Annotated in this window: 21 protein-coding genes; 13 read left to right on the top strand and 8 right to left on the bottom strand. The window is 72.2% G+C overall.

Annotated features, from left to right (window positions below):
* The first annotated feature begins 34 nt into the window (after positions 1-34).
* The 4 genes from ACSRUE_RS12610 (at position 35) to ACSRUE_RS12595 (ending at position 4,093) form a co-directional block, all read left to right on the top strand.
* On the top strand, positions 35-967 hold the full coding sequence (locus tag ACSRUE_RS12610) for a hypothetical protein (RefSeq protein ID WP_441291192.1): 933 nt from the start codon (positions 35-37) through the stop codon (positions 965-967).
* Positions 964-2,115 carry a peptidase MA family metallohydrolase gene (locus ACSRUE_RS12605; RefSeq protein ID WP_441291191.1) on the top strand — a complete coding sequence of 384 codons (1,152 nt, stop codon included), beginning with the start codon at positions 964-966 and terminating at the stop codon, positions 2,113-2,115. The genes ACSRUE_RS12610 and ACSRUE_RS12605 overlap by 4 nt, the downstream gene beginning before the upstream one ends.
* A complete protein-coding gene (locus ACSRUE_RS12600; protein WP_441291190.1) occupies positions 2,097-2,933 on the top strand; it encodes a CPBP family glutamic-type intramembrane protease in 837 nt (278 codons plus the stop codon). The genes ACSRUE_RS12605 and ACSRUE_RS12600 overlap by 19 nt, the downstream gene beginning before the upstream one ends.
* Before the next feature lie 392 nt (positions 2,934-3,325).
* Complete coding sequence (locus tag ACSRUE_RS12595; RefSeq protein WP_437764386.1) at positions 3,326-4,093, top strand: hypothetical protein; 768 nt, start codon at positions 3,326-3,328, stop codon at positions 4,091-4,093.
* A 74-nt stretch (positions 4,094-4,167) separates the two neighbouring features.
* On the opposite strand, the gene ACSRUE_RS12590 is transcribed toward ACSRUE_RS12595, so the two are convergent.
* Positions 4,168-5,076 (bottom strand): zinc metalloprotease, encoded by a 909-nt coding sequence (locus tag ACSRUE_RS12590; RefSeq protein WP_441291189.1) that lies wholly within the window; start codon positions 5,074-5,076, stop codon positions 4,168-4,170.
* Between the two features lie 769 nt (positions 5,077-5,845).
* On the opposite strand from ACSRUE_RS12590, the gene ACSRUE_RS12585 reads away from it, so the two are divergent.
* Together ACSRUE_RS12585 and ACSRUE_RS12580 are read left to right on the top strand one after the other, a co-directional pair.
* Positions 5,846-6,298 (top strand): Fur family transcriptional regulator, encoded by a 453-nt coding sequence (locus ACSRUE_RS12585; RefSeq protein ID WP_437764384.1) that lies wholly within the window; start codon positions 5,846-5,848, stop codon positions 6,296-6,298.
* A 174-nt stretch (positions 6,299-6,472) separates the two neighbouring features.
* A complete protein-coding gene (locus ACSRUE_RS12580; protein WP_441291188.1) occupies positions 6,473-8,329 on the top strand; it encodes a permease in 1,857 nt (618 codons plus the stop codon).
* 159 nt (positions 8,330-8,488) lie between these two features.
* Here ACSRUE_RS12580 and ACSRUE_RS12575 read toward each other — a convergent pair whose 3' ends face one another.
* From ACSRUE_RS12575 to ACSRUE_RS12560, 4 genes are all read right to left on the bottom strand, one after another.
* Positions 8,489-8,836, bottom strand: a complete 348-nt coding sequence (locus ACSRUE_RS12575) for a hypothetical protein (protein ID WP_441291187.1) — start codon at positions 8,834-8,836, stop codon at positions 8,489-8,491.
* 158 nt (positions 8,837-8,994) lie between these two features.
* Positions 8,995-10,080, bottom strand: coding sequence for a serine/threonine-protein kinase (locus ACSRUE_RS12570; RefSeq protein WP_441291186.1), 1,086 nt, complete (start codon positions 10,078-10,080; stop codon positions 8,995-8,997).
* A gap of 407 nt (positions 10,081-10,487) precedes the next feature.
* On the bottom strand, positions 10,488-11,900 hold the full coding sequence (glnA, locus tag ACSRUE_RS12565; RefSeq protein ID WP_441291185.1) for a type I glutamate--ammonia ligase: 1,413 nt from the start codon (positions 11,898-11,900) through the stop codon (positions 10,488-10,490).
* 158 nt (positions 11,901-12,058) lie between these two features.
* Positions 12,059-12,397: a P-II family nitrogen regulator gene (locus ACSRUE_RS12560; RefSeq protein WP_012239819.1), complete on the bottom strand. Its 339-nt coding sequence runs from the start codon at positions 12,395-12,397 to the stop codon at positions 12,059-12,061.
* 661 nt (positions 12,398-13,058) lie between these two features.
* Here ACSRUE_RS12560 and ACSRUE_RS12555 point away from each other — a divergent pair.
* From ACSRUE_RS12555 to ACSRUE_RS12525, 7 genes are all read left to right on the top strand, one after another.
* Entirely contained in the window at positions 13,059-15,794 is a 2,736-nt protein-coding gene (locus tag ACSRUE_RS12555) for a serine/threonine-protein kinase (RefSeq protein WP_441291184.1), read from the top strand.
* A gap of 4 nt (positions 15,795-15,798) precedes the next feature.
* Positions 15,799-16,374, top strand: coding sequence for a GNAT family N-acetyltransferase (locus tag ACSRUE_RS12550; RefSeq protein ID WP_012239821.1), 576 nt, complete (start codon positions 15,799-15,801; stop codon positions 16,372-16,374).
* A gap of 93 nt (positions 16,375-16,467) precedes the next feature.
* Positions 16,468-18,030, top strand: coding sequence for a sensor histidine kinase (locus ACSRUE_RS12545; protein WP_441291183.1), 1,563 nt, complete (start codon positions 16,468-16,470; stop codon positions 18,028-18,030).
* Positions 18,027-19,946: a sensor histidine kinase gene (locus ACSRUE_RS12540; RefSeq protein ID WP_437764377.1), complete on the top strand. Its 1,920-nt coding sequence runs from the start codon at positions 18,027-18,029 to the stop codon at positions 19,944-19,946. Before ACSRUE_RS12545 ends, ACSRUE_RS12540 begins: the two co-directional genes overlap by 4 nt.
* A gap of 80 nt (positions 19,947-20,026) precedes the next feature.
* Positions 20,027-21,049, top strand: a complete 1,023-nt coding sequence (gene ruvB / locus ACSRUE_RS12535) for a Holliday junction branch migration DNA helicase RuvB (protein WP_437764376.1) — start codon at positions 20,027-20,029, stop codon at positions 21,047-21,049.
* Between the two features lie 98 nt (positions 21,050-21,147).
* Entirely contained in the window at positions 21,148-23,169 is a 2,022-nt protein-coding gene (locus ACSRUE_RS12530) for a PAS domain S-box protein (RefSeq protein WP_441291182.1), read from the top strand.
* A 35-nt stretch (positions 23,170-23,204) separates the two neighbouring features.
* The gene (locus ACSRUE_RS12525) at positions 23,205-24,365 is read left to right on the top strand and encodes a sensor histidine kinase (protein ID WP_441291181.1); all 1,161 of its coding nucleotides are present in this window, start codon (positions 23,205-23,207) and stop codon (positions 24,363-24,365) included.
* Between the two features lie 22 nt (positions 24,366-24,387).
* Here ACSRUE_RS12525 and ACSRUE_RS12520 read toward each other — a convergent pair whose 3' ends face one another.
* Genes ACSRUE_RS12520 through ACSRUE_RS12510 form a run of 3 tightly spaced genes read right to left on the bottom strand, consistent with a single transcriptional unit; the run spans position 24,388 to position 26,428 of the window.
* On the bottom strand, positions 24,388-24,906 hold the full coding sequence (locus tag ACSRUE_RS12520) for a hypothetical protein (RefSeq protein ID WP_437764374.1): 519 nt from the start codon (positions 24,904-24,906) through the stop codon (positions 24,388-24,390).
* Entirely contained in the window at positions 24,906-25,631 is a 726-nt protein-coding gene (locus ACSRUE_RS12515; RefSeq protein ID WP_441291180.1) for an anti-sigma factor family protein, read from the bottom strand. The genes ACSRUE_RS12520 and ACSRUE_RS12515 overlap by 1 nt, the downstream gene beginning before the upstream one ends.
* Positions 25,628-26,428 (bottom strand): sigma-70 family RNA polymerase sigma factor, encoded by an 801-nt coding sequence (locus ACSRUE_RS12510; RefSeq protein ID WP_441291179.1) that lies wholly within the window; start codon positions 26,426-26,428, stop codon positions 25,628-25,630. Before ACSRUE_RS12510 ends, ACSRUE_RS12515 begins: the two co-directional genes overlap by 4 nt.
* Positions 26,429-26,514 lie beyond the last annotated feature (86 nt).

The following is a 26,514-nucleotide window of genomic DNA, read 5'->3' as shown; positions in this document are numbered from 1 at the left end:
TGACGCTCGCCCGCGGCCTCCGTACCGTAAATGCATGTCCCGCTGTCCGCCGGTTGCCCCGGGCCTCGTCGCGATGGCGCTCGGCCTGACGGCGGCGCCCGCGCAGGCCCAGGAGCCGCCTCGAGACGGCGCCGCCGCGGCGGCTCCGGACGCGGGCAGCGCGGCGCCGGCGGCGCGCGGCGCGCCGGACACGCCCGCCGCACGGTCGGCCCTGCGCGGCGCCGTCGTGGTGGCGGTGGACGACGCGAGCGCCGAGGCGGCTCGCTCGCTCGCCCGCGCGATCTACGGCGACCCCGCGCTCCGCCCGCCCATCGACGAGGCGACGGCGCAGGTGCTCGCCGGCGATCCGCCGCACCCGGACGCGCCGGCCGCCGTGAAGGAGCTCGCGGAGGTGCGCCGCTCCGCCGGGCGCGCCGAGTCCGAGCCGGTCGCGCGCGGGCTGCTCGCGTCGCTCGGCGCGGGCGCAGGCGCGGCGCTCGTCGTCGCGGTGAGCACGGCGCACGGCCACCCCGTGGCGCGCGTGCTCCGGGTCGCGGGCGCGAGTTACGCGCCGCTCGAGCTCGGCGCAACGGTCCAGCGGACCGCGGACGGCGCGGCCGCCCCCGCCGGGGCGATCTTCGGCTGGCCGGGCGCGGGCGCGGCCGTGCGCGCGCTGCTCGCCGGAGACGAACAGAGCGGAGGCGCGGCGGGCCGCGCCGCGACGCCGCCGCCCGCGCCCGCCTCATCGCCGCGCGGCGCCTCGGGACCTCGCGGACCTCGCGCCGACGTCGCCCAGGCGGCGCCGAGGTCCGCGGGCGGCGGCGTCAGCTCGCCGGAGCCCCCGGAGCGGCGCTCGACGTGGAGCTCCCCCTGGTTCTGGGGGCCGCTCGCGGGCGTCGTCGCGACCGGGATCGTCGTTCTGGTGCTGGCCCAGACGGGCGGCGATGACGGCGACACCGTGCACCTGCGGGGCCGGATCGCGCCATGACGCGCTCCTCCCGGCGCAGCCCAGCGGGGTTCGGGCTGAGGCTCGCCGCGCTCCTCTGCGTCGCGATCATCGCCGCGCCCGCGCGGCTCGCCGGCGCCGCGCCCCGCGTCTACGACGCGCCCGCCGCGTCGCGCGACGGCAGCGCCGATCTTCCCGTGCCGCCGCCGCCGCCGGCGTACCACACCGAGGATCTCGGCTGGATCGAGCTCGCCTATCACCCGTCCACCCGCGACCGTGTCCGTCCGCTGATCGCCCGCGCCGGCGACCTGCGCGCCGAGCTCGGCGCCCTGCTCGGCCGCGACGTGCTGACCGCCCCCGTGAAGGTCCGGATCGCGGATGTGCCCGCCGAGCTCGACGATCTCGTCCCCGGGGGCCTCGCTGGCCCCGTGACGGCGATCTCGTTCGGCGCGCTGCGGCTCGCGGTCCTGAGCGCCTCTCCGCGGCTCGGCGCCGAGGCGCCCGATCTCGAGGGCGCCTTCCGTCACGCGCTCGCGCACCTCGCCCTGGACGAGGTCACGGGCGGCGCCGTGGTGCCGCGCTGGTTCCACGAGGGGTTCGCCGCCCACGTGGCCGGGGACCGCGGCGCTCGTCGCGCGCAGGAGCTCTCGGTCGCCACGCTCCGGGGGCGCCTCCTCCCGCTCGACGAGCTCGAGGCGCACCTGACAGGCGCCGAGGACACGGCCGTCTCGCTGCCCTACGCGCAGGCGGCCGACGTCGTCCGCTTCCTCGTCGAGGACGAGCGGCGGCAGAGCTTCGTGCGCGCGCTGGCTCAGGTGCGCGGCGGCGTGCCGCTCGAGGCCGCGCTCGGGGCCGCCTATGTCTCGACGGGCCGCGAGATCGAGCTCGCGTGGCGCGCCAACGTCGCGCGCCGCTACGGCTTCGTCCCGGTGCTGGCTGGCTCGCTGCTGGCGCTCGGGCTGCTGGCCTCCGGCCGGCTGGCCGTGCAGCGGCTCCGCAGCCGGAGATCGCCGCCGCCTCCCGCGCCGCGCCGCCGGCTCCGTGCGGCGTCGGAGGCACGCCACCGGCCCGCGCGCCCGTCCACGGTCCAGCTCGTCGCCACGCTGGGCGCGCGTCACCGCAACGAGGTCGACGGCGACGCGGACGTCCCGAAGGTGGAGCACAACGGCCAGTGGCACACGCTCCACTGAACGCCACGGAGGAGGCCCCTCCTCGGCCCGGTCCCGCCGGACCGCAGCGCCGCCTGACGGAGCTCGCGCTCGGCGCGGCCTGGCTCATCGGCCTCGCCGCGGCCCTGCAGATCGTGTCCGTGCTCCTCTCGTCGAGCCCGCTCGCGGCGGCGCTCGCCGGCGCGGTCGTCGCCGACGTCGTCGCGGCGCGGGCCGGCGTGCAGTGGAGCGACCCGCTGGAGCCGGAGGGCCCAGGCCGCCGCGCGCGCCTCGCCCGTCGCGTCGGGCTCGGCGCCGCGCTCGGCGCGCTCGCCGTGCTGATCACGCTCGGCGTCTCCGCGGTGCTGGGGTGGGTGACCGTCGAGGCCGGGGCGCCCTCGGCGGGCCTCGGCTTCGCCCTGGCGCGCGCGATCGCCCTCGCTGTCCGCGACGAGCTCCTGCTCACCGGCATCCCGTTCGCCGCCGCGGCGCGCGCCGGCCTCTCGCCCCGCCCCGCGCTGGTCTTCTCCGCCCTCGCGCACGGCGCCGCGCTCGGGCTCGCGCCGGGCGCGTCCCCGTCGAGCTTCGCCCTCGCGACCGCGCTCGGCGCGCTCGCCGCGGCGCTCTTCCTGCGCGGCCGCGGCGTGTTCGGGGCGGTCGCCGTCCACGCGAGCTTCACCGCGCTCGCGGGCGCAGGTCTGCGCGGCGCCCTGCTCGACGCCACGTGGCTCGACGGCGCCCTCGCCGCGGGAACGCAGGCCTTCGGCCCGCCCGCCTGGCTCGGCGCGGCCGTGCTCGCCATCCTCGCCGCGCTCACCCTCCGCGCCGGCGCCCTGCAGCCTGACCGTCCAGCGCGGTAAAGCGCCCCGCCCCGCGCGGCCACCACGGAGCTCTCGCCGCCGCGCCGGCATGAAGCGCGCCGCACCCGCGTTGTAGCTCCGGACATCGGCGCCGGCGGCGCCGCATCCATCGCAGCTGGGCACTCGGCCTCTCCTCTTCCACCGCCGGCGTCCGGTCTCCGGCGCTCGGCGCGTCACATCCCCCGGACCGACACCGACATGTCACAGCGCCGTGAGAGCGCGCGCCGCGCAAGCGGATCGCGGGCGAACGCGCGCGATCTCCCACAGCGCCTCACCCCTCGGACACGGCTATGTCATATTTCAGCGCACCGCGTCAAGCACACATTGACGCGCCGCCTTCGAGGAACCAACGATCAGGTATGCATTGCGAAAGGATCCTTCGGATTGCGCCGATGATGCTGCTCGCGCTCGTGTCGACGGGCTGCGGCATGGCGACGATGATCGACACGAACACGCGCTCCATCCAGGCAACGACGGAGGAGATGCGGCGCACCCGCGCGACGATCGAGGATTCGAATCAGACGCTGCGGAGCTCGCAGGAGAGCATCGATCAGCTCGCCGAGCTGCGTCAGCCGATGGAGAAGCTCGCCGAGATGCAGGCGGCGATGGAGCGGCTGGCCGAGCTCAAGGGGTCGATGGACGCAATGCAGCAGAGCATGCGGGAGACCGCGCGCCTCAAGGAGTCGATGGACCGGCTGAGCGAGATGGAGGCCACCATCGCCGCGATGAACGAGAGCCTCGTGGGCATCCGCGGCCCGCTCACGGACGTCGCCGCCCTGAACGCGCCGATGCGCGACGTCGCCGCCCTCGACGCGCCGATGCGCGACGTCGCCGGGCTGAGGCAGCCGATGGAGCAGGTCGCGACGCTGCGCGAGCCGATGAAGGAGGTGAGCAAGCTGTCGGCGCCGATGGAGGAGATCAGCCAGCTCGGGGGCGATGCGTCGCGCCAGACCGGCCTCATCGCCGTCGGCCTGCTCGGCTGGGGCGTCGTGACGTTCCTCGGCGTGTACTTCGGCGTACAGGCCGGCACCCGCCGCCAGCAGCGCCTGGCGCCGGGAGAGAGGGACTCGAGCGCGGGGCCGGCGCCTGCCGAGCCCGCGCCGCGCGTCCTCACCGAGAGCCGGAGCTTCGAGCGCCGGGCCCAGATCAAGCCGATGTGATCGAGCCCTGCCGGACGCCTGTCCGGCAGGGAGCGGCGGAGTCGCCCGCCGCCCGCCGTCCCATCACCCACCGATCAACGATACGTATCCCAGTGAGCCGACATGCGAGCGGCCTGCCCTGCAGTGAACCCATCCATGCAGGAGTCGTCGGTGTAATCCATGAAGTTCTGGACCGGGTCGAGCCCACCTCCCCGGCAGCTGTCCCTGCTCAGCGGGCAACCATACGCGGCGCTGCGCTCGGACGCCGTGTCCGCGACGCCATCACCCCTCTTGTTGCAGCCGCCTTCGAACGTGTGGAAGAGGCCGAGCCAGTGACCGACCTCATGCGTACCCGTATCTCCCTCGTTGTACGGCGCCGCATTGCCGCCGGGTAACGTGGAATGGCGCAGGACGACGCCGTCGTCGGTCGGATGGGCCGCGTAGCTCGAGGGGAACGTCGCCCAGCCCAGCAGACCGCCGCCCGGATTGGCCGTGTAGATATTGAGGTGGTCTGACCCACCAATGCGGAGCGCGGCCTTGGCCTGCCGCTCGGCCGAAGAGCCCGACGACATGGTGTACCAGGTCGCGTTCCTCGTCCGATCGACGGAGGCCAGCGTGAAGCTGAAGCGGGTGTTCGCGTACGCCTCGTTGAGCACGTCGATCTGCTCCGCGATCATCCCGTCCGTCACGTCGCCGTTCGACACGCCGGTGCCCTTGTTGATGACGTGGACGTGCACGGGGATCTCGACCGTCGCGCCCACCGAGAACCCGAGCGCCATCTGGCTGCGGACGAACTGCTCGACGTCGTCCTTCTCAACGTCGCTCAGCTCGGCGGTCGCGCAGCCGCGCCGCAGGGGCGCCGGCGCCGCCTCGACCTGCTCGGGCTCGACGTCAGCGACGGCCGGCGCATCCTCCACGGGGGTCGAGGGGTCGGCGCCGCACGCGACGCCCAAGGCAGCGATCAAGACTAAGGCAAGTACTTCCGCACACGTCCGAGCTCGCATGGACACTCTCCTTGGTTCATTTCCCCGCAAAGGAAGCATGAATATATATCCGCGATCACAATCGGTTCAATTCCCAAAGAGCTGATTCCACTCGCGACGACAAAGGAAGATTCCATGCCTTGGTCGTTCTGGTCGTTCTGGTCGTCTTACGAGTCTTGCGCTCTCTCGCCGAACGCCGACAGGCCCCCGGACATGCAGGGCGATGACGAGGCGCAGCGGCCCGTGTGGAACGGACACGCCGATCGCTCCAACTTGGATCGATCGCTCCATGATGGAGCACACGTCGAGAGCGGCGCGGACCGAGAGAGCGCCCCTCGACTCGAGATCAGACGATGACGGGGACCTGGTTGTTCCGCATGTTCCATGTCCTCCGCGCCTTCGGGATCAGGGACCCGCGGAGCTCACCCCGATTTCGAGGCGCTCTCCCGAGGAGCGCCGCGCCGCGCGCCCATCCGCCTGGTCTGTGCAGATCGAGCGACGATCGAAGGCAAGCGCACGACGTTATCCAAACTCTCCGCCTGCCACATCCGCTCGGGGCCCCGTCGGCGCTCGCCGCCGCCGGCCCTCTCGTCGGGGCCGCGCCGGGCACGCGCACACGCGGTCCGCACGAGGGCAGACGCTGCGTTCTCGCGGGCGGTGGTGCGGCGGGCTCGGCGGCGATCCTGCGATCTCGCTCACACTGGCACGCGGCCGACCCGGGCGCCGCGCGGCCCGGCGGGCGCGATGCATCGTGATTGCGGCACTCTCCTGGCGACGGTAGATGTTTGGCATGGCGCGTACGAAAGCAGGTCAGTCCGCGGAGGAGCTCCGCGAGCAGATCCGGGCGACCGGTCTGCGGGCCACCTCGCCGCGCATCGCGGTGCTGCATAGCCTCGGCCGCTCGCGGACGCCCGTCAGCCACGCGGAGCTCGCTGCTGAGCTCGCCCCGAAAGGGTGGGATCGCGCCACCATCTACCGGAACCTGATCGACTTGACCAACGCCGGGCTCGTGCGCCGCACCGACATGGGCGACCACCTCTGGCGGTTCGAGCTGCGGGAGTCCACCGGGACGCACGCGGCGGACGAGCACCCGCACTTCATGTGCGACACATGCGGCGATGTGCTCTGCCTCCCTGACGAGAGCATCGAAATCAAGGCGGCGCGCGGCGCGCCGCGCGCGTTGCGGCGCAAGGGGCTCCAGATCCAGATCAAGGGCCGCTGCGATCGGTGCGTGCAAGCCTGAGCGGCGGAGCAGCCCCCGGTCACCGGCGACCCCCGGCCACCAGCAGCCCCGAGCCGCGTGGATGACGCGGCGCTCGGCGGCGCTCGGCGACCACAGACGGCTGCCTGCATCCTGGTTGCAACACCAATTTGATATTGATTAGGCTACGTGGCTCGGGCATAGCCCACCGCGCCCATGCTCGCGCTCGTCGTCGTCCTGTCGATCGCCGGCCTCGCCGCGGGGCCGCTCCTCGTGGCGCTCGGCCGGCGCCAGGCGCTGCCGACGTCGGCGCTCGACGGGCTGACGCTCGGCCTCGTGCCCGCGCTCGTCCTCACGCGCCACCTGCCGCACGTCGTCGAGGAGATCGGGGCGCAGGCGCTCCTCTGGGCGGCGCTCGGGTACGCGGCGCTCGGGCTCACGGAGCACCGGAGGCGTGACACCGGCGAGGTGCTGGGGCGGGAGATCGCGTTCTCGGCGCTCGCCGTGCACGGGCTGCTCGACGGCGCCGGGCTCGCGCTGGCCGTGGCCGCGGCCGACAGCAGCGCGGATGGGGTGCTCTTCGCGAGCGCCGTCCTCGTGCACCGGCTGCCCGAGGGGCTGTCGCTCGCGGCGCGCTTCCTGCCCGCCTGGGGCTGGCGGCAGCTCGCCGCGCGCCTCGGGCTCCTCGGGCTGCTCACCGTCGCCGGCGCCCTCCTCGGCCAGCGCGCCGTGGAGAGCCTCCCCCACGAGTCGTTCGAGGTGTTCATCGCGTTCGGCCTCGGCGTCCTCCTGCGGCTCGTGGTCCACACGCACGAGGCGCCGCCTCGGGGGGCGCGCGCGCGGACGGCGAGCGCGATCGCCTTCGCCTCGGGGCTCTGCGTCGCGCTCGCGCTCCCCGGCCCGGAGAGCTGCTTCACGAGCGCGCACGCGTCCGAGCTGTCGTTCGCCGAGTCGCTCGGCCCGCTGTTCATCGAGACGGCGCCCGCCGTGCTCGCCGGGCTCGCCATGGCGGGGCTCCTGCGCGCGCTCTCTCCGGGCGTCCTGCACAGCTCGACCGGCTCGCTGCGCGGCGGCGCGGCACTGCCCCGTGCCGCCCGCGGCCCAGCGTCCGGGCCGCCGCTGCCCCTCTGCGCCTGCGGCGTTGCGCCGCGCATGCAGCGGCTCCCGCGCGTGAGCGCGCCGGTCGCCGCGGTCGTCGCTGTCGTCCTCTGCGCGCCGGCGCTCGATCCCGCCGGCGCGCTGCTCTCGCTGCGGATGCTCGGCCTGCCGTTCACCGCGGCGCGCGTCGCGGGCGGCGCGCTCCTCGCCGTGCTGGTCGCGCTCCTCGTCGCCAGAGTGGCCAGGACGAATGGATCGAGCGCCGCGCCCTCCGGCGGCGCGCCGCCCGTCGTCGCCGGGGCCGTGGCATCGCCGGGCGCGCGGCTCCGCGCCGCCGTCGCCGAGGCCGTCGGTCCAGCGCTCGATCACATGGCCGCCTGGTACGTCGCGGGCCTTCTGCTCGCCGCCGCCCTCGAGGCGGCCATCGCGCCGGCCGCGGCGCGCGCGCTCGGCGCGCCGGACGACGTCCTCGTGAGCGCGCTCCTCGCGGTGCCCGCGCACGTGTGCGCGCAAGGCGCGGCGCCGCTCGCCGCGGTGATGATCCACAAGGGGCTCCCGGTCGGCGCGGCGCTCGCGTTCCTCGTGGCGGGGCCCGCGACCCACATCGCGGCGCTCGGCGCCCTGCATCGGGCGTTCGGAGCGCGCGCCGCCGCCGCCTCCGCGCTCTTCAGCGTCGCCTTCGCCGTCGCGCTCGGCCTCGTCGCGAACGCCTTCGTCCCCCTCTCGGCGATCCCGGACCTCCACGACCTCGCGCCGCAGGAGCACTCCACGATCACGTGGGTCTGCGCGGCCGCGCTCGGCGCGCTCCTGATCTCGAGCTTCATGAGGCTCGGCCCTCGCGCATGGCTCGGCGGCATGCGCGGCGCCGGCGACACCGGTGCGTCCGGGCCTGAGGAGCGGCATGCGCCCTGCGCACACGCACATCGCTGCAGCGCGAGCGGCGCACCGGACGACCACGGCGCCCCGCCCGCGTGACGCCGGGCTCCCCGGAACGTCGTTCCAGGAGCTCACGCTCGCCGCTCTCCCTCACGCCGCTCGCGGCCTCCCTCGCGCGCCGCTCGCCAGTCTCCCTCGCGTGTCGTCCCGCGGCCTCCACCTCACGCGCCGGAGCTCCGGCGCGGGGCGGCGCAGCGATCACCCTAGCTGGACCGAGCCGTGGTGATCGCAGTGATCGCCGTGCGGATGGTGCAGGTGCGCCCCGACGAGGTAATCGGAATGATCGCCGTGAGGCACGGCCTGATGGCCGCAGCCCGCCCCGTGCGTGTGCGCCTCCTCGTGATCGGCGCATGCATGGCCCGGCGTGCACGCGTCAGGGTTCTCCTTGCCGACCGAGAGCACGTGCTCATCGAAGTGATCGCCGTGCGGGTGATGCAGGTGCCCGTCGTGCAGGTAATCGACGTGGCCTTCATGCTGCAGCGCCTGATGTCCACATCCCTGCCCATGAACATGGGCGTGCGCTTCATGCGTCTGGTGGTCGTCCATCGACTTGCATCCTTTCCATCAATGTTCGCTTCGAGCTCGGGTGACGGCTCGACGTGGGGCCAACATGGGGCCCCGACGCGCACCGCCGCAAGGAGCAACCTGGCGCGCATGCCGCGGGCGAGCCGACCACGCTCGCTCGCCCTGCGGCGGCGCGGCGCTCAGCGGACCCAGTACTTGCCGATGAGCACGAGCGCCATCGCCCAGAGCACCACCCCGATGCCCGCCGCGACGAGCATGGCCGGCGGCAGGCGCCTGCCGTGCTGCACGAGCCGCCCCAGCGTCCCGGCGGCATCGCCGCCCCGCGCCGCCGCGCTCTCCGGCGCGAGGCCGACGTCGCCGCCGAGGCCGGTGTCCGAGGCGCGCCGCCCCTTCTGTCCCCGGAAGCGCTCGGCGCGCAGCTCGCGGAGAACGGCCTCGAGCTCCCTCGCGAGCGCGTCCGCCGAGGCGATCCGTTCGTCGCGCTCGCGGCGGAGGCACGCCTCGACGAGCTGGCAGAGGTGCGGCGGGAGCCCTGGCCTGCGCGCGGCGATCGGATCGCAGTCCTTGCTCAGGATCCGGACCATCAGCGCGTTGTAGTTCGGCGCCTGATGCGGGGTCGTCCCGGTCAACGCCTCGTACATGACGACGCCCAGCGACCAGATGTCTGCGCGGGCGTCCACGTCCTCGCGCCCCGCGGCCTGCTCGGGCGACATGTACGCCGGCGAGCCGACGACGCAGCCGGTGCGGGTCAGCGAGAAGTTGTGCTCCTTCTCGAGGACCTTGCTGATCCCGAAGTCAAGGATCTTCCCCACGAGCTCGCCCAGGTGGTTGCGATGCACATAGATGTTCGCGGGCTTCAGATCGCGGTGGATGATCCCTTGCTGATGGGCCATGTCGAGCGCCCGCGCGAGGCCGAGGAAGAGCTCGACCAGCACCTCCGGCTCGATGGTGTGCTCACGCTGCAGCCACTCGTCGAGCCCCTCGCCGACGAGCAGTTCGAACACGAGGAACGGAGAGCCGTCCTCGGCCTGGCCGAGGTCGAGGATCTCGACGATGCTCGGGCTCCGCAGGCGCCCGCTCGCCTTCGCCTCGTTGAAGAAGCGCTGGAGCGCGACGGCGTCCCCGGCCACCTCGGGGCTCATCACCTTGAGCGCCACGTCGCGGTCGATGAGCACGTTCTTCGCGGCCCACACCGACCCGCTGGCGCCTTGGCCCAGGAGCTTCACGAGCCGGTAGCGAGACTGGATGAGATCGCCGGGGTTCACTGCTGCGCCGAGGTGTCGCTGGGGAGCTGAGGGAGCCGAAGGAACTGAGGGGACCGAGGAGACAGGCGGACCGGAGGACCGCGGGACCAGGGAACCGAGGAGGAGCTGGCTTTACGCCGCCCCCACCGGAGCCGGACCGGAGGATAACCCGAGCCATGGACGAGCGGTACCGCGGTGCGGCGCGCTCCAGCAGGAAGCAAAAGTTGGCGGCGCGAGGGGACGATAACCCGCCTCGTCGCCTCCACGGGCGCAGAGATCCGTCGATTTTGCGATGCCGCGACGCCTCGACTCGGCGTCACCGGCGCCCGCCGGACACGACGACGAGCGAGGAAGAGGCTGGGCAGCGAGGGGCGCAGCGCAATTTTCTTGTGCGCCGGCCCCTGTGCTGCCCTCGGGGGTGGGGGCGATCAGACGTCGTAGTAGAGGAAGAACTCGTGCGGGACCGGGCGGAGCCGGATCGCGTCGACCTCGCGCTCGCGCTTGTAGTCGAGCCAGGTCTTGATGATGTCGCGGGTGAAGACGTCGCCGCGGAGCAGGAACTCGTGGTCGCGCTCGAGGGCGCCGAGGGCATCGTCGAGCGAACCCGGCATGTGCGGCACTTCCTTGAGCTCCTCGGGCGAGAGCGCGTAGATGTCCTTGTCGAGCGGGTCGCCCGGATCGATCCGGTTCTGGACGCCGTCGAGGCCGGCCATCATCATGGCGGCGAAGGCGAGGTACGGATTGCAGCTCGCGTCCGGGAAGCGGACCTCGATGCGGCGGCCCTTCGGGCTGTTGCCCGGGGCCAGCGGGATGCGGATCGACGCCGAGCGGTTGCGGCTCGAGTACGCGAGGTTCACGGGCGCCTCGTAGCCCGGGACGAGCCGGCGGTAGCTGTTCGTCGTCGGGTTGGTGAGCGCAGCGAGCGCCTTCGCGTGCTTCAGGATGCCGCCGATGTACCAGAGGCCCGTGTCGGACATCCCGGCATAGCCGTCGCCGGCGAAGAGCGGCTTGCCCTCCTTCCAGAGCGACTGGTGGCAGTGCATGCCGCTGCCGTTGTCGCCGAAGAGCGGCTTCGGCATGAACGTCACCGACTTGCCGTTCTTGCGGCCGACGTTCTTGATGACGTACTTGAACCACATGAGGTTGTCGGCCATCGACGTCAGCGTCGAGAACCTGATGCCGATCTCGCACTGGCCGGCCGACGCCACCTCGTGGTGGCCGACCTCGACCGCGATGCCGGTCTCGATCAGCGTCGACATCATCTGCCCGCGCAGATCGCCGAGCGTGTCGGTCGGCGCGACGGGGAAGTAGCCCTCCTTCGACCGGATCTTGTGCCCGAGGTTCGGGCCGGCCTTGCCGGAGTTCCAGACCGCTTCGTCGCTGTCGATCTCGTAGAAGGCGCCGCGCTGCGAGCTCTCGTAGCGGACCGAGTCGAAGACGAAGAACTCGGCCTCGGGCCCGAAGTAGGACGTGTCGGCGATGCCGCTCGCGCGGAGGTGGTTCTCGGCCTTCTGGGCGATGTAGCGCGGGTCGCGGCCGTAGGGCTGGCCGGTCACCGGATCGCTGATCTTACAGATCATGCTCAGCGTCTTCTGGGCATGGAACGGGTCGAGCTTCGCCGTCGACGGATCGGGCGTCATCAGCATGTCGCTCGCGTTGATCGGCTGCCATCCGCGCACCGACGAGCCGTCGAAGCCGATCCCCTCCTCGAAGAGATCCTCGTTCAGGCGGGACGCCGGGATGGTCGTGTGCTGCCAGATGCCGGGCAGATCGATGAACTTGAGATCGACAAATTTTACGTCGTTTTCCTTCGCAAACGCGACGACATCTTTCGCCTTCATGATCTTCTCTACCTCGCTGACTCGCTGCTCTCGCTGTATGTGACTCGACGGTGCGCGGGCTCGTGCTCGCTTCTCGGTTGTCGATCTGTCGATCTATCGATCCGCGAGCCTGTGACCCGCCGCGAATGCCCTGTGACGCTCTGCCGGCGGCGCGCCTCCTAGATGGCGTCCTCGCCGCGCTCCCCCGTGCGGATCCGCACGGCCTCCTCGACGGGGACGACGAAGATCTTGCCGTCGCCGATCCGACCCGTCTTGGCGCTCTTCTCGATGGCGTCGATCACGTCGCTGACCATGCTGTCCGGCACGACGATGTCGACCTTGACCTTCGGCACGAAGTCGACGACATACGCCGACCCTCGATAGACCTCTTTCTTGCCGCCGGTCCGACCGAAGCCCTTTACCTCGGTCACCGTCATGCCCTGAATCCCGACCTCGGCGAGGGCGTCCTTGACCTCGTCGAGCTTGAACGGCTTGATGATCGCCTCGACCTTTTTCATTGCGCACGCCTGTGGTGACCGGGTGCGCGCCAGGGTGGAAGACCCGGGCGCTCACCCGAAAGGCCCCGCCGGAGCAGAGCTGGTAAAGGGGGGACACCTCCGCCGGCGGCCTCCCATCGATGTGCCGGGCACCGCCCGGCTTCCGATCCGTGACGGGAGCAGCCCGGTCCACCGAGCCTAGCCCGCCACTGTCAACGACTCAGGGACCCATCCAGCGGAGCCGGATCGGCGACCCTTCACCCCGGACGCTGGCGCGCGACCGAAGGTCCAGGCTGGTGTACCCAAGCTCATGTTTCCGGAATGTTTCGCGCACCGCGCGAGCGTGAGAAAAGTGCATCGGACGTCAGGAAATCGGAGCCCGCTTACTTTTTTCACAGCTCCACCTGTACAAGGCAGAGCTCGCTTGCGCAGCGGTGGCGCCGGAGGTGGGAACCTGCCTACGCACCGCGCCACCAGGGCGGTGGCCCCGCCTTGTTCCATGACCGGCCCCGGGTGGAATCCGCTTTCACGGTGCCGTCGTGGGGCCGCTGAGCCCGCCTGCGCGGCGTCAGAGAGAGGATCGGGCCCCTCCCCGACGGGTCACGCTGCGCTCGCCATTGTTCTTGTGACGCGGCTCGAATAGGCTGCGCTGGCGAATCCAGTCGCGGGACAGCCCTGCCTGATGGCTTTGCCGAACAAAGCGAAGATCCCGGTAGGCACGGTCCTCGCCGGAAAATACCGCATCACACGCGAGATCGGGCGCGGTGGCATGGCTGCCGTGTACGAGGCCGAGCACATCGACATCGGCAAGCGCGTGGCGATCAAGGTGCTCGCCCAGGAGCTGACGACCTCAGCCGTCGTGGTCGAGCGCTTTCTCCGAGAGGCCCGGGCCGCCGCGTCGATCCGCAGCCCCTTCATCTGCGACGTCTACGACTCGGGCAAGCTCGACGACGGGCGGCCCTTCCTGGTGCTCGAGCTCCTCGAAGGCGAGTCGCTGTACGAGCGGATGACCGTCATCAGGTACCTCGACCCCGAGACCACCGTGACGGTGGTGTCCCAGGTGTGTCGAGGGCTCACCAAGGCGCACGCCGCCTCCATCGTCCACCGCGACCTCAAGCCGGAGAACATCTTCCTCACGAAGGACGAGGAGGGCCGGCTCTGCGCGAAGATCCTCGATTTCGGCCTCGCGAAGTTCTACGCGCCGGTCGACGGCGGCGACGCGCAGGCGCGCCTCACCCGCGAGGGCGCGGTCTTCGGAACGCCGGCGTACATGAGCCCGGAGCAGGTGCGCGGCCAGGGAGCGGTCGACCACCGCGCGGATCTCTGGGCGCTCGGCTGCATCACCTACGAGTGCCTCACCGGCCGCACCGTCTGGCAGACCGAGCAGGGCGTCGCGATGACGTTCGCGCAGATCGCCAACGCGCCCCTGCCGCAGCCCGCGGCGCTCCGCCCCGACCTCCCGGCGAGCTTCACCACGTGGTTCGAGAAGGCGCTCGACCGCTCCATCGATCGCCGGTTCCAGACCGCGAAGGAGTTCGCCGACGAGCTGTCGGTCGCGCTCGGCGTCGCGCAGCCGACGCCGCCGCGCGGCGCGGAGCCGTCGCAGGCGGGGCTCGTCATGCCGGGCGGCGACGCGCCGGCCGACCTGTCGTTCGACCCGCCGGGGGTCGTCCGTGTGACCCCCAACGAATCGCGGCGGACCGTCCCGTCGGGTCCGGCGGAGCGCGGGGGAGATCCGTTCGCCGGGCTGGACACCTCGGGCGCGCCCGGCGCCGCGATCGCCGGGCGCATGAGCCAGGGCGCGGGGCAGCAGATCACGTTCTCCGGGGGCTCGGGCGAGACCTCGGTCCCCGATCCGCTGGCGCACGCATCAACGCCGAAGCGAGGCGGCGCGGGGCGCGCGCTCGTCGTGTTCGGCGTGCTCGCGCTCTTCGCGGGCGGCGCCTACGCGGGCTACCGCCAGTTCCTCAAGCCGACGGCCCTGCCGCCCGTCTCGTCGAGCAGCGCGGCGCCGCCGCCGGCCATCAGCGCCATCAGCGCCCCCTCGGCGTCCGCCGGGACCAACGTGCCGGCGCGCACCGACGCCCGCGTCGAGCCGCCCGCCCTGGCGTGGCCGCCGCTCGTCGCGCAGGCGCAGGAGGCGGTCGCCGCCGGCGATCTCAAGGCCGCGCTCAGGCTGCTGAAGGACGCCCAGGACAAGGGCAACCACGCCGTGCCGCGGACCCTGATCGATCACGTGCAGGTCGCCCTGAAAGACGCGAGCGGGAAGGCGCCTTGCGCGCTCACCGGCCTCGCGAGGCCGCGCACGCACGATCTGGTGCGCGAGGGCGGCCGCGCCGTCGGGGCCAGCCGGCCCTCGATCGCGCTCGGGCCGCGCGGCGCGGTGGTCACCTGGACGGACTCGCACGAGGGCACCGAGCACGCCTACACGACGACGCTGGACGGCGCGATGCGGCCGTCGTCGCCGGCGCTCGACGTGACGCCCGAGGGCCGCGCCATCGGGCGCCCCGAGCTGACCTCCGCAGGCGATCGGCTGGTGCTCACGTACTGGGACGGCAAGGGACCGGAGGCCGGCGTGCACGTGCGCTGGCTCGACGCCAACGGCCGGATCGACGGCCCCGCCGTGATGGTCGCGCCCTTCCCTCGCGGAGGGAACTCGTGGCCCTCGCTCGCGCGCGCCGCCGAAGGGTTCCTGATCACGTGGTCGGACGACGGCGACAACGCCTCCGAGGACCTCTTCATGCGCCGCCTCTCGCCGAACCTCGATCCGGCGGGCGAGATCATCCGGCTGACCGACGTCACCCCGACGGGCCCCTCGAAGCCGCGCGTCCGCTTCCCCTCGGTGGCGGTGGCGAACGACGTGATGCACCTCGCCTTCCGCTTCGATCGCGAGCCGACGCGGGTCATCCAGTACATGCGCCTCCCGCTCGCGAACGCCGGCAAGGGGCTCCCGCCGGCCAGCCCCGGCAAGCGCGCCGACCGCGCGCTCGGCGACCTGTCGCTCGTGAACAGCGATCGGGTACGGAGCGACAGCCCCTCGCTCGCCTGCGGCGCGGGCGGCTGCTTCGTCGTCTGGCACGGCGAGGCGCCGCTCGGGGGCGCATCGGCCGCCTACATCGATCCGGCCAAGGGCCAGCCGCTCTGGCGCAAGCGGTTCTCGAAGTCGGGCGCGCGCCCGTCGATCGCGATCGCGCCGAGCGGGCAGGCCCAGCTGGTCTGGTTCGAGGGGGGCCGCATGCTCACCGCGTCGATCAACCGCGACGGCATCGGCGCGCCCACGAAGTTCGCCCGCGTCAGCGGGGATCAGCCGGCGCCCTCGATCAGCCCCGGCGCGAAGCCTGGAGAGTGGTATGTCGCCTGGCTTGACTACGAGGCGGGTCATCTCGAGCCCTACGCCGCCCGCATCCAGTGCCGGTGACCCCATGCTCATCCTCCCACCTCGAAGCGAGGTCCGCGCCCGTCCCATCGAGACCGAGCGGCTGATCCTCGTGCCGATCGACCCGTCCGACGGGCCCGAGCTCTGGCTCGCGGTCAACGGCTCGCGCGCGACCCTCCAGCGCTGGTTGCCCTGGGTGCAGTTCCACACGGATCCGGCCGCGAGCGTGCGCTTCGCCGAGGCGTGCGCCGCCGACTGGGATCACGGCAGAGCGCTGCGCTTCGTCATCCGCGAGCGCGCGCACCGCTCGCTCGCCGGGGTGGTCGGGCTCGAGGCGTGCGTGCACCTGCACCGCTCTTGCGAGCTCGGCTACTGGCTCCGCAAGGAGGCGACCGGGCGCGGGCTCATGACCGAGGCCGCGAGGGCCGCGCTCGGGTTCGCGTTCGGCCACATGGGCGCGCACCGCGTGCGGGTTGCGGCCGCGACGGACAACCATCCTTCCCTCGCGGTCATCGGCCGGCTCGGCTTCCGCTTCGAGGGCATCGCCCGGCAGGCCGAGTGGTGCGACGGCCGCTGGCTCGACCACTCCGTCTTCGCGCTCCTGGCGACCGATCCCAGGTAGAGCCGCCCGCGAGGGCGCTCGCTCGTTAGTTCCCTCCGCGCGCCCGAGGTGGTCCGTGCGCCGCCCGAAGCGCGCTAGCATCCTGGCTCCTCCGTGGCCCGCCGTCGTCGCCTCATCCGCTGGCCCCGCGGCACGACGCCGCTCGTGCCGCTCGCGCCCGCGATCGTGATCGTCGTGGGGATCGCCACGGCGATGGCGATCGCGCTGATCGGCATCGGCCAGCTCGCGAAGATGAGCGATCAGGCCGCGAGCCTGCGCGCCGAGGTGCTGGCCGCGACGCTCTCGGCGCGGCTCCGCGGGACCATCGAGGGGGAGCGGGCGGCGTTCCTGCGGGAGGCGGCGCGGCGGGCTGGGTCGGAGATCCTGCTCGTCGATCAAGGCGGCCACGTGCTGATCAACGAGAGCTTCAGCGCGCCGGCCAGGGCCGGCATCGTCCAGATGCTGACCCAGGGCAAGGGCGAGACGACGACCTCGCTCGGCCGCGTCCGCTTCGCGGCGCGCCCGCTGCACCCGCCGCTCTCTCATCTCTCGGTGCTCACCTTCGTCTCGGCGCCGAGCCCGCCGCCCGACTCGATCGCGCTCGGCAACGCCGTCGCGGCGCTCACGGTGCTGCTGCTCGGCGTGGCTGTCGCGGTCGCGCTCTCGTTCACCAAGTCGGCGCGCGACGACGTCGACTACCTGCGCGAGCGCATCACGGCGATGGCGCGCGGACAGGTCCAGAGCGCGCTGCCCACGGACGTGATCCAGGCCGAGCCCGTTCCGATCAGGTCGCTCGACCAGGTCGGCCTCCTGACGGCGGCCTTCAACCTCCTGATCACCCGCTTCGCCGCGGCGGAGCGCACCTACCGGGCGGACCTCCAGCAGGCCTCCGCGATGGACCGCGAGCGCTCGGCGTTCCTCGCGGGGCTGAGCCACGAGCTGCGCACGCCGCTCAACGCCATCCTCGGGTTCGCGCACGTCCTGGAGAGCGAGGTCGACGGGCCGCTCAGCCAGGACGCGCGCGAGGCGCTATCGGTCATCCGGCAGAGCGGCGAGCACCTGCGCACGCTCATCGACGACATCCTCGACCTCTCGGCGCTCGAGACGGGCAAGCTCCAGCTCTCCCGCCGCGCCGTCAACCTCCGCGCGCTCGTCGATCAGGTGATGCGGGAAGCGTCCGCGGCGGCGCGCGACAAGCCCCTCCAGCTCCGCGTCACCGGGGACCACGCCCTGGTCGCGCACGCCGATCCGCGGAGGGTGCGGCAGATCCTGACCAACCTCGTCTCGAACGCCGTCAAGTTCACGGCGCGTGGCTCGGTGACGGTCAACATCACGGGGCGCGGCCGCTATGTGGCGATCGTCGTCCAGGACACCGGCCCCGGCATCCCGCCGGAGGAGACGTCGGCGGTCTTCGAGGAGTACCGGCAGACCGGCGACGTGCGCTCGCGCCGGGCCGGGACGGGGCTCGGGCTCTCGATCGCGCGGCGCCTCGTGCTGATGCACGGCGGGACGATCCAGCTGGAGAGCGAGCTCGGGCGGGGCTCGACCTTCACGATCACCTTGCCGATGTGGATCGTTCAGCAGCCCCTGTTCGCGCCGACCCCGCCCGCGCCCGACGCGGCGGCGCCGCCGGGGAGCGACCCCGGCGCCGGCGGCTCCCAGGGGAGGATCGCATGACCGAGGAGCGCATGAGGGACGACGCGATCCACTTCGCGAGGCGCGTGCTCGTCCGCCAGGCGCTGGTCGGCGTCGCCGCGTTCGGCGCGATCGCGGCGCTCGCGCCGAAGCTGCTCATCCTCGAGCAGCGCGTCGCCGCCAGCGTGCTCTCGGTCGGCGCCAAGCTCGCGCTCGCCGCGATCTGCGCGACCACGCTGCTGACGCTGCTCCGGCTGCGCACCCACGAGAACCTGCTGCGCTCGCTCGTGATCGGCTCGCGTGACGTCGATCACGAGGAGCTCGATCGGTTCGCCAGGCTCCCGACCTCGCTGGCGCTGCGCTTCGTGCTGGCGAGCTCGACGATCGCGGGCCTCATGATGATCCCTGGGATCAGGCCAGAGAAGCTCGACGACGGCCGCGCGGTCAGCCTGCTCATCCTCGCGATCACGATCCTGAGCGCTTCCGCGATCCCGCACTACGTGCTGACGCGCGCCGCGGCGTTCAGCCTCTTCGAGATCAGCCCGGCCGAGGCGATCGGCGCCTTGCTCGAGACCGCCGAGCTTTACCAGACGCCGCGCCGGCGGGTCACCTCCAAGCTGCTCCTGGCCGTCGCCGCGCCGGTGCTGCTCGTCGGCGTCGGGGCGGTGCTCATCGCGAACGCGCACCTCCAGACGTTCATCGAGCGCAGCCGGCGCTCGACCGCGGGGCTCATCGCGCGCACGGCGCTCGACCCGTCGCTCGGGGCCATCGACGCGGCCGGCCGCAACGACGTCGTGGCCTCGGCGGCGGAGTTCGGGTTCCTCGCGCGCCTGGAGCACGACTGCGTGGGCTCGGAGCCCTCCTTCGGCCGCGAAGCCGACGGGCAGATCGCCGTGATCACGCCGCTCGACTACGGCTGCGTCAACACCCGGTTCTCCGCCGACCTCGAGCCCTCTGCCGCGATCTGGGGCGCGCTCGTCGCGCTGCTCGCGGTGCTGGTCGCCGGCGCGCTCGGCAACCTGTTCGGCCGCGTCCTCGCGGCCGATCTCGTGCACGCCACGAAGCAGGTGCGCCTGCTCGGCACGGACAGCGTGCTGCGCGGCGCCACCCAGATCGCGCGCCCCGCCCGGTTCGCCGTCGTCGCCCGGCTCGGGCACGCCATCGAGGACCTCGCCGAGCGCTTCCGCGTCTTCGCCGCGGCGCAGGAGCGCGCGCTCGAGTCCCGCGAGGCGGCGCAGCGCATGCGCGGCCTCCTGTTCGCGAGCGTGAGCCACGACCTCAAGAGCCCGCTGAACGCCATCCTCGGGTTCGCCGAGCTCGTGGGCCAGGAGGATCTGACCCCCGCGCAGCGCGAGAGCCTGGAGCTCATCGCGACGCGCGGCCGGGAGCTCCTTGGCCTCATCGAGTCGATCCTCGACGCCGCCCGCGTCGAGGCCGGGCAGCTCACGCTCGAGCCTCAGCCGACGTCCGTCGGCTGGCTCATCGCGGGCGCGCTCCGCAAGGCGCGCGAGCTCGCGAGCGACGCCGGCGGCGAGGTCGTCATCGAGGTCGGCGACACCCTGCCGCTGATCCCCGTCGATCAAGCCTACGCGACGCGCGCGATCGCGGTCATCGTCGCGCACGCGCTCCGGACGGGCGCGGCCGACCCGTCGGCCCGCCTCGTGCGCCTCACGGCGACGATGGCCGGCGAGTTCAACAACGAGGTCCGCATCGACATCGAGTACGGCAGCCGCGACGTGCCGCCGGACGAGCTCGAGGCCCTGTTCAGCCGGCAGACCACGGCGCGCGGGCGCGGCCTGACGCTGGGCCTCAGCCACGCGCGATCGGTGATCGAGCTCCACGGCGGCTCTCTCGAGGTGGACGGCGCCCCCGACGGCCGGCCGCTCTGCCGCGCTCGTCTGCCGCGCATCCCGCCCCCCCGCCGCCCCCGCCTGTCCTCTGTCCCTGCGCTCGGCTGACCTCGACCAGCGCCCCGCGGCGACCCACGCCGCCGCGCGGATCGCTTCCCTTCGCTGCTTGCACGCGGTACGCCCGTGGTATGCCTGAACGGGCGCTCTCTCCTGCCGAGACAGGCGACGACGATCGCTTCGATCGCCTCTTCCGGCCTGCCTCGCTCGCCGAGTACGTCGGCCAGGCCAAGCACACGGAGAACCTCAAGATCTTCGTCGAGGCCGCGCGCCGGCGGCGCGAGCCGCTGGACCACATGCTGTTCTGTGGCCCACCCGGCCTGGGAAAGACCACGCTCGCCCACATCATCGCCCGCGAGATGGGCGTCGCCCTCCATGTCACGAGCGGACCGGCGATCGAGCACAAGGGCGCGCTGGCCGGCTTGCTGACGAAGCTGGAGCGCAACGACGTGCTGTTCATCGACGAGATCCACCGGCTCACGCCGGCGGTCGAGGAGAGCCTCTACCCCGCGATCGAGTCGTTCAACATCGACATCATGACCGGCGACGGCCCGTACGCGACGACGATCCAGCTCGCGCTGAAGCCCTTCACGCTCGTGGGCGCGACGACCCGCACCGGGCTGCTCACCGCGCCGCTGCTGTCGCGCTTCGGCCACGTCGTCCGCCTCGACTTCTACCCCGTCGAGGAGCTCGAGCGCATCGTGCAGCGCAGCGCCGGCCTGCTCGATGTGCCGATCGACGCCGGCGGAGCGCGCGAGATCGCGGCGCGCGCGCGGGGGACGCCGCGCGTCGCCAACCGCCTCCTGCGCCGCGTCCGCGACTTCGCCGAGGTGCTGAGCGACGGCGCGATCACGGTGGAGATCGCGCGGAAGACCGCGGAGCGGCTCGAGATCGACGCGGCCGGCCTCGACGAAATGGATCGCCGGCTGCTGCGCGTCATCGTCGATCACTACGACGGCGGCCCTGTGGGCATCGACACCCTGGCCGCGGCGCTCAGTGAGCCGCGCGACACGATCGAGGACGTGTACGAGCCGTTCCTGCTCCAGCAGGGCTTCGTCGGCCGCACGCCGCGCGGCAGGGTCGCAACCCGCCGCGCCTACGAGCACCTGGGCCTCGCGGCTCCTGCGACGAAGCAGGGAGATCTCTTCTCCTGATCCCAGCGCCGCGCGGGCAGCGCAATGCAGTGCGCCAGCGCCGCGCCGAGGCCCGGAATTCTCTCATCGCTCCAGCCTGGAGTCGCTAAGCTTGGCGTGTGCCTCGCCGTGATCCTGTGCTCGTCGTGGACGACGACGCCGTCAGCCGGCAGATGCTGCTGCACGCGCTGGCCGACGCGGGCATCGAGGCCGTCGCGGTCACCTCGGGCGCGGACGCGCTCGCCTGGCTCAAGGCGAGCGTGCCGGCGCTCGTGCTGCTCGACCTCGTGATGCCGCCCCCGGACGGCTACGTGGTCCTCAGCGCCGTGCGGGACGCCCCCCGGACGCAGGACGTCCCCGTCGTCGTGCTGACCGCGCTCGACGCGGACGAGGACGTCGCCCGCGCCTTCGAGCTCGGCGCCGACGATTTCATCCGCAAGCCGTTCCGCCCTGCCGAGCTGATCGCGCGCATCCGCGGGCAGCTCCGGATCCGGGACTACGTCGACGCGCTCGCGCGCAAAGAGCACGACGCGAAGGTGGTCCTCGAGCTCACGCAGGCGCTCTCCTCGACGCTCGACTTCCGGAACATCCTCTTCACGGTCGTGCGGCGCATCGCCGAGGTGGCCCGCGTCGACCGCTGCAGCATCGTCCTCGTGGGCGACGCGGGCGACGTCGGCTACGTGGTCGCCGCGAGCGACGACAAGGAGCTGCGGGATCTGCCGATCGATCTCGGCAAGTACCCGGAGATCCAGCGCGTCATGCGCACGGGCGACGTGCTCGTGATCGACGACGCGAAGGCGCACCCGCTCTTCGACATCGTGCGTGCGGAGCTCCCGGAGAACGCGTTCCGCTCGCTGGCGCTGCTGCCGATCTTGTTCGAGGACAAGCCGCTCGGCGTGCTCTTCTTGCGCGGCCGGCAGCCGGTGGCGCCCCACGCGCACGAGCTCTCGCTGGCCCGCACTGTCGCGAGCGCCACCGCGATCGCCCTGCGCAACGCGCGCATCCTGCAGTCGCTCCGCGACCAGACGCAGCAGAGCACCTTCGCGCGGTTCGAGGCGGAGCGCCGGCTGAAGGCGCTCCAGCGCTACGCCGACTTCTTCTATTCGACGGCGGACGGCATCGTCGTCGTCGATCCCGACGGCCACATCCTCTTCTCCAACCCGCGCGCGCAGGCGATCACCGGGCGCACGGCGGAGGACCTCGAGAGGGCGAACCTGGCCGATCTCGTCGACGCGCGCGAGCACCCTCTCCTCGAGGAGATCCGGGCCGGCTTCGCCAAGGGATCGTTCCCGCACATGGTCGATTTCACCGTGCGGCGGGGCGAGCACGAGCGGCTCATCCTGAGCTTCAGCTTCAGCAGCGTCCTTCGCGAGGAGAGCGGCGCCGTCCTGGTCAGCTTCCGCGACGTCACCACGGAGCGCGCCACCGAGGCGGAGCTCACGAAGACGAAGGAGTTCCTGGAGCGCGTCATCGACAGCTCGGTCGACGCGATCGTCTCGGCCAACATGGAGGGCGTCGTCCTGCTCTTCAACCGCGCCGCCGAGCGGATCTACGGGTATGACGCGAAGGAGGTCGTCGGCGTGATGAACGCCCGCGCGCTCTACCCCGACCACAACGCCGAGCACATCATGAGGCTCATCCACGCGAAGGAGCACGGCGGTCCCGGCCGGCTCGAGGGCTACCGGACCGAGGTCCTGGCCAGGGACGGGTCGCGGATCCCGGTGCACCTCTCCGCGGCGCTGATCTTCGAGAACGGCGTCCCGGTCGGCTCGGTCGGCATCTTCACGGACCTGCGGGAGCGGATGCGGATGGAGGCCCGCCTCACCGAGGCGCAGGAGGAGCTCCGCGCTCGCGAGAAGCAGGCCATCATCGCCGAGCTCGCGGGCGCGGCCGCGCACGAGCTGAACCAGCCGCTCACCAGCGTGCTCGGCTACGCCGAGCTGATCTGCCGCCGGATCGACGACGCGTCCCCCATCAAGGGGGCCGCGACCACGATCCGCAGCGAAGCCGAGCGGATGGCGGAGATCGTCCGCAAGATCGGCAAGATCACCCGCTATGAGACGAAATCCTATGTCGGCGCAGCGAAGATCATCGATCTCGACCGATCGAGCGGCGACGACCCGAACAGGGTGATCGGGTGAGCGGAAAGACCGCGGAGCGCCTGGGGGAGCAGCCATTGTCCGACGCTCCCGTCACGCTCCGGAAGCCCCTCACCCGGGACATCCCGCTCGAGTGGGTGGACAGCCTGCTGATCGCGTCGAGCGAGCTGGATCCGTCGGCCTCCATCGAGCAGCGCGCCTCGACGCTGCTCGGCGCGGCCGCGAAGGTGCTCACGGCCTGCGGGCTCGGCATCTACATCCCCGGCGCGACGGGCGCGCAGGTGGCGGTCCGGGTCTCGCCGCGCGCTCGCCGCGACGACGGCCGCGATCCGGCGCGGCTCCTCCCGGAGTTCGCCTTCGAGCGCGTCGTGGCCATCGAGCCCGGAGGTCGCTCGACGATGCACATCGCGGCCGACGACGCCGCGTACCTCGACAGCGCGCCTGTCGAGGCGCTGGTCGACCGGCTCGTGCTCACCCTGGGTGCGTCGCTCCGCGAGGCGCGCGCGCACGAGTCGCTGCGCGCTCAGGTCATGCAGGCCGAGAAGCTGGCCTCGCTCGGGAAGATGGCCGCAGGCGTCGTGCACGAGCTCAACAACCCGCTCACCTCGATCCTCGCCTACTCCGAGTACCTGCGCCGCAAGGGCGAGCGCGGCGGCTTCGACCCCTCGGACATCGAGCGGCTCGCGAGGATCAACGACGCGGCGGATCGCATCCGCCGGTTCTCGCGCGACCTGATCGCCTACGCGCGGCCGTCCACGGAGAAGCCGGGCGCCGTCTCGCTCCACGACATCATCGAGCGCGCGCTCGTCTTCTGCGAGCACCTCCTCGACCAGACGGGCGTCACCGTCGAGCGGCGCTTCGACGAGATCCCTCCGGTTTGCGGCGTCATCGATCCGCTGACGCAGGTGTTCGTGAACCTGTTCACGAACGCCGCGCACGCGATGAACGAGCGCGGCGGCTGCCTCGGCATCTCCACCGCGATGTCGCCGGCGGACGGCTACATCACGGTGACGATCCGCGACGACGGGCACGGGATCGAGCCCGAGCACCTGACGAGGATCTTCGAGCCCTTCTTCACGACGAAGACCGACGGAACCGGCACCGGGCTCGGCCTGAGCATCGTAAGGAACATCGTTGCCTCGCACGGCGGCAGCATCCGCGCGGATGCGCGCGCCCCGCGCGGGACGGTCTTCTCTCTGGAACTGCCGATCGCGCTGCCGTCCTCGGCCCGCCGCTGAGCAGGGGCGAGCTCCCCTCGACTCAGGGCGCGACCTTGATGCCGAGCACGAGCACACCGCCCATGTGCGGCTGACCCGCGACGAAGAAGCTCTCGCCGGCCTTGGCGTTCACCTCGAGCAGGGGCAGGAACGTGGTGCCACCTGGCTTCTGGATGCTCGCGCTGACGACGAAGCGCCTCGGCTCGTCCTTCTTCTTCGCGGCGACCACGTCCTTCAGCGACACCATGAGGACGCTGCCGTTCGGCAGCTTCGTCGTGGTCGGCTTCCCCTTCTGCAGGGTGACCTTCAGCCGCTCGAGGAGCTTGTAGCTGTTGTACGCAGAGAACGGCGGCTTCCCGAGCTCGGGCATCTTGCCGATCTTCGGGTCGATGCCTTTCCCATCGTTCGTCGCGTGGAGGATCACGATCTCGGACGTGACCTCGGCGTCCGAAGGCGCCGCTTGCGGGGGGGCCGGCGCCTTCTCTTGCGCGACGGCAGGGGAAGGGCTCACGCCGAGCGCCAGGACCATCGTCGCGGTGATCGCACTCGCAAGAAATCTCATCACTGTCCTCCCGGACCGTCATCGGAGAGCCAGACCACCGTGGTCGTCGGGCCTGAAGCCACGGCCTCCTGAGGGACGTAAAAGATGGTGCCCATGCGTGCCCCGAAGTCGACCGCGGCGATCTCGACGCCGGGCTCGACCTCCCCCTCGAAGCTCGGCGCGGCGTCCGGCTCCTTCGCCGGCGCCGCGAGCGGCGCGGAGGGCGCCTCGGGCGGCGGGGCGAGCAACGCGGAGGGCGCCGACGTCGTCAGCTCCGCGGTGGGCGTCTCCACGCCCATCTTGCCCCAGACCATCAAGGCGGCGGCCGCCGCCACGGCGAGCGCCGTCAGCGCGAAGATCCCACGCGCGTTGTCGTTCGCCGGCGCTCCCTGGAGCCGCGCCCGAGCGCGGGGCGGCTCGCCCGACGGCGGCGCCGCGAGCGGCCGCGCGGCGCCGCCCCCGTCGCCCCGCGCGGCGCCCGCCTGCCCTTCGAGGAGCTTCGCCATCACCCCATCGGCGATGCCGTCGGCCGCGCTGGAGGCGAGCGCGCTGTCCCGGACCATGTCGGCCGCGGTGACGAGCGCTGCGACCTTCGCCCGGCAGCGCGGGTCGTGGAGCACGTGCTCCTCCACCTGCCGGTGGCGCGCCTCATCGAGCTCACCATCGACATAGAGCATCAGCTCCAGATCCGTCGGCGGGGCGCTCGCTTCCCCGTGATTCGCCTTGCTGCTGTTGGCGCTGCTCACGCGATCTCCTCCGGGTCCTCTGCTGGGGCCTTGCCCTCTTCCTCCGCGTAACAGTCGGCGAGGGCGCGCTGAAGCTTCTGACGGGCGTGGAACAGGCGGCTCATGATCGTCCCCTTCGAGACCCCCATGGCCTGAGCCATCTCCTCGTACGACATGCCCTCCACCTCCCGCATCAGGATCACGCCTCGGTGGTAGGGCGGCAGCGCGTCGAGCGCGGCCTGGATGCGCCCGGCGATCTCCCGGCGCCGGACGACGTTGAGGGGGTCCGCGCCGTCGATCCGAGCGACGAGCGGGAAGTCGGACTGCTCGTCTGCCGCCTGGTTCTCCTGGAGCTCGAGATCGCGGCGTCCCGGCTTCCGCATGAGGTCGATCGCCAGGTTCGTGACGATCCTGTAGAGCCAGGTGAAGAAGGACGAGCCCCCCTGAAAGGAGCCGAGGCCCTTGTAGACCCGGAGGAAGGCGTCCTGCACGAGCTCGCGCGCGTCGTTCTCGTCGCGGACGAGCCCCATCGCGATCGCGAACGCCCTGCGCTGGTGCCGTTCCACGAGCGAGCGGAAAGCCGCCTGGTCCCCCTTCTGCGCCCGCTCGATGAGCTCACGATCTTCCTCCGCTTCCCGCCGCCGTGCCTCGCGGTTGGACGCACGGGCGGAAGCGCTATTCAGGCGCGGGTGGAGCTGCTTCGTTTCGGGGTGGTCGCCCTCCGCGGACAGCTCGTCGCCTTCCGCGTCGACCTCGCCGGGATCACCGGGAGGTGCGACCGGCTCGAGCTCGTCCGGGTGGGAAGGTGCAATGGCCACGGGGTCAGCTTACCTGAGGAGGCTGGGGGACGAGGGAGGTCGCGGAGCAGGCGGACACGCACGGCGCGCGGCAGCCGGCGGACGTG

Origin of the sequence: Sorangium sp. KYC3313 (assembly GCF_052075895.1) — a bacterium.
GTDB lineage: Bacteria > Myxococcota_A > Polyangia > Polyangiales > Polyangiaceae > Sorangium > Sorangium cellulosum_B.
This window is presented reverse-complemented; position numbering and strand designations above follow the sequence as displayed.

Bases quoted from the DNA above. Each gene is read 5' to 3' on its own strand.
- ACSRUE_RS12595 (WP_437764386.1), top strand. From the start codon at position 3,326: ATGATGCTGCTCGCGCTCGTGTCGACGGGCTGCGGCATGGCGACGATG.
- ACSRUE_RS12540 (WP_437764377.1), top strand. From the start codon at position 18,027: ATGACCGAGGAGCGCATGAGGGACGACGCGATCCACTTCGCGAGGCGC.
- ACSRUE_RS12605 (WP_441291191.1), top strand. From the start codon at position 964: ATGACGCGCTCCTCCCGGCGCAGCCCAGCGGGGTTCGGGCTGAGGCTC.
- ACSRUE_RS12585 (WP_437764384.1), top strand. From the start codon at position 5,846: ATGGCGCGTACGAAAGCAGGTCAGTCCGCGGAGGAGCTCCGCGAGCAG.
- ACSRUE_RS12555 (WP_441291184.1), top strand. From the start codon at position 13,059: ATGGCTTTGCCGAACAAAGCGAAGATCCCGGTAGGCACGGTCCTCGCC.
- glnA (WP_441291185.1), bottom strand. From the start codon at position 11,900: ATGAAGGCGAAAGATGTCGTCGCGTTTGCGAAGGAAAACGACGTAAAA.
- ACSRUE_RS12580 (WP_441291188.1), top strand. From the start codon at position 6,473: ATGCTCGCGCTCGTCGTCGTCCTGTCGATCGCCGGCCTCGCCGCGGGG.
- ruvB (WP_437764376.1), top strand. From the start codon at position 20,027: ATGCCTGAACGGGCGCTCTCTCCTGCCGAGACAGGCGACGACGATCGC.
- ACSRUE_RS12610 (WP_441291192.1), top strand. From the start codon at position 35: ATGTCCCGCTGTCCGCCGGTTGCCCCGGGCCTCGTCGCGATGGCGCTC.
- ACSRUE_RS12520 (WP_437764374.1), bottom strand. From the start codon at position 24,906: ATGAGATTTCTTGCGAGTGCGATCACCGCGACGATGGTCCTGGCGCTC.
- ACSRUE_RS12550 (WP_012239821.1), top strand. From the start codon at position 15,799: ATGCTCATCCTCCCACCTCGAAGCGAGGTCCGCGCCCGTCCCATCGAG.
- ACSRUE_RS12590 (WP_441291189.1), bottom strand. From the start codon at position 5,076: ATGCGAGCTCGGACGTGTGCGGAAGTACTTGCCTTAGTCTTGATCGCT.
- ACSRUE_RS12575 (WP_441291187.1), bottom strand. From the start codon at position 8,836: ATGGACGACCACCAGACGCATGAAGCGCACGCCCATGTTCATGGGCAG.
- ACSRUE_RS12560 (WP_012239819.1), bottom strand. From the start codon at position 12,397: ATGAAAAAGGTCGAGGCGATCATCAAGCCGTTCAAGCTCGACGAGGTC.